Annotated in this window: 2 protein-coding genes and 2 pseudogenes; all 4 read left to right on the top strand. The window is 40.9% G+C overall.

Annotated features, from left to right (window positions below; genetic code table 11):
* Window positions 1-220 (top strand): annotated as a pseudogene (locus ACFIKN_RS07600) (filamentous hemagglutinin); the annotation flags it as partial.
* A 23-nt stretch (window positions 221-243) separates the two neighbouring features.
* Window positions 244-501, top strand: a complete 258-nt coding sequence (locus ACFIKN_RS07595; RefSeq protein ID WP_375658175.1) for a hypothetical protein — start codon at window positions 244-246, stop codon at window positions 499-501.
* Window positions 498-1,008 (top strand): annotated as a pseudogene (locus tag ACFIKN_RS07590) (hypothetical protein). Before ACFIKN_RS07595 ends, ACFIKN_RS07590 begins: the two are co-directional and overlap by 4 nt.
* A complete protein-coding gene (locus ACFIKN_RS07585; RefSeq protein WP_375658176.1) occupies window positions 996-1,124 on the top strand; it encodes a hypothetical protein in 129 nt (42 codons plus the stop codon). The pseudogene ACFIKN_RS07590 and the gene ACFIKN_RS07585 overlap by 13 nt, the downstream one beginning before the upstream one ends.
* The last annotated feature ends 208 nt before the right edge of the window (window positions 1,125-1,332 follow it).

The raw sequence follows: 1,332 nt of genomic DNA, 5'->3' as shown, positions 1-1,332 counted from the left end.
GTTTATGGAAAATAACTTTTGGGGTTTGACCAATTCAACACAAGAAGCAAAAGATTTGATGTATAGCTATGGTCTTACAGGGTTAGAATTTTATGGCCATAGCCGTGGTACCATGACATTAGGGAATATGCTGAATTCTTTCAAACAAGAAGGTGTTCACGGTATAGCCAACGAAAACACGACTATCAATCTCTATGGACCAGCCTTTAATGTTTTATAGTTGCATCCGGTCTGTTAGGTTATGTGAGTGACGGCAAACAAACCACTATTGGCTTTGATGGGAATAGATATGACTTTGTCAGCAGAATTATTGGCGGCAATGGCTATACCTACGGGACACTCCCTGCTGGCAGTAACGTTTGGACAGAATGGTTGAGAGTGGCTACAAATCCCATAAGCTCCCATACCTGTCTTGGAGATGTGGGTTATAAATGCCAAAAGTTTTACGGCTCATCTCATCATGAACAATTTCCTTTAAGTAAATCATGGAGTAAAAAATGAAACACATTTTAAAGTTATTAAGTGGAATAGTTTTGGTGAGTGTAACTGGATGTAATATCGATAAACCTCCTCTAGGAGAGATAGCTACGTGGGAGAAAAATGGTGTTACTGATTTTACTGAGGTAGGAAAAGCCTTGTTAGAATGCGGTATGCCAACCCCTTATGGTACTGATCCAGAAAGCAGAAAGCTCAGCTACAATGCAATAGCAACCATAGAAGCTTGTATGATTCAATCAGGTTTTCGTGATAAAGTGGGAGGGGGAACTTGGTGTGTAAATCATAAAGCCGAAAACCTTCCCATTTGTCGTCCAGGTGCTGTGATCCCGAGGCCNGATTCAATCAGGTTTTCGTGATAAAGTGGGAGGGGGAACTTGGTGTGTAAATCATAAAGCCGAAAACCTTCCCATTTGTCGTCCAGGTGCTGTGATCCCGAGGCCCAGTGTCAAGAAGCGCTTAAACAGCCCTTTTTGTAAAAAGCATCCAGAACAATATGAATGCTATCCTTAAGTCTTGCTGTTTGTGATGACCAACAATCCGCCCTCCGTGCCTTTGCTTGGAATGGCGGGATTGTTTTCTCAATCCATCATCTCAATATTGGTCACCGTTGTTTTAAGCAGCGGTGACAGAAAATATCAACAGGTTTATGAGCTGTTTTATCGTAAAGAAACCCACTGAAGGAGGGGAAAAATGAAGAAAATCTTAAAACTGTTGAGTTGTATAGCTCTGTTAAGTATCACTGGATGTGTTAATTCAATTCCCTCACTTTCTCCAGCATTATGGAGAAATAAAATACTTTTAGAATGTGGAGTACCGGACCTTAATAAGGTTGTG

The organism is Bartonella sp. CL436QHHD, assembly GCF_042195105.1.
GTDB lineage: Bacteria > Pseudomonadota > Alphaproteobacteria > Rhizobiales > Rhizobiaceae > Bartonella.
This window is presented reverse-complemented; position numbering and strand designations above follow the sequence as displayed.

Coding starts and splice junctions, on each gene's coding strand:
- ACFIKN_RS07585 (WP_375658176.1), top strand. CDS start 996: ATGCTATCCTTAAGTCTTGCTGTTTGTGATGACCAACAATCCGCCCTC.